Origin of the sequence: Mycobacterium sp. UM_11 (genome assembly GCF_001414075.1) — a bacterium.
Lineage (GTDB): Bacteria > Actinomycetota > Actinomycetes > Mycobacteriales > Mycobacteriaceae > Mycobacterium.
The window spans coordinates 1-609 of sequence record NZ_LATC01000236.1; the positions used below are offsets into that span (position 1 = coordinate 1).

General features: G+C 63.7%; 1 protein-coding gene. It reads right to left on the bottom strand.

Annotated elements, in window-relative coordinates; translation table 11 throughout:
- On the bottom strand, positions 1–609 hold a 609-nt coding region (locus tag WU80_RS24810), incomplete at both ends, for a condensation domain-containing protein (protein WP_156371899.1).

A 609-nucleotide genomic window follows, 5' to 3' on the forward strand; every position in this document is an offset into this window, starting at 1 on the left:
ACAAAAAACCCGACCAACTCATCCAACGCCGGATCACGACGCCCCGCGATCGGAAACCCCACCGCCACATCCGAAGTCGCACCCAGCTTGGCCAACAACACCGCCAACGCCGCCTGCACCACCATAAAACTCGTCGCATTATGCGCACCGGCCACCGCCCGCACCCGCTGCTGCAACACCGCGGGCCACCCCACCTCCACCCGCGCACCCCGATAATCAGCCACCACCGGATACGCCCGATCCGTCGGCAACTCCAACCGCTCGCCCATCCCCGCCAACGCGTCCTGCCAATACGCCAACTGCGCCGCAATCACACTGTGCGGATCATCCAAATCCCCAAACACCGCCCGCTGCCACAACGTGTAATCCACGTACTGCACCGCCAACGGCGCCCACCCCGGCGCACCCCCGGCACACCGACTCGCATACGCCACCCCCAAATCACGCACCAACGGCGAAATCGACCACCCATCAGCAGCAATATGATGAGCCACCGCCACCAACACATGCTCATCAGCCGCCACCCGAAAAACCGTCGCCCGCAACGGAATCTCCACAGCCAAATCAAACGAATAACACGCCGCCGACTCAACCGCCTCCGCCAACCGG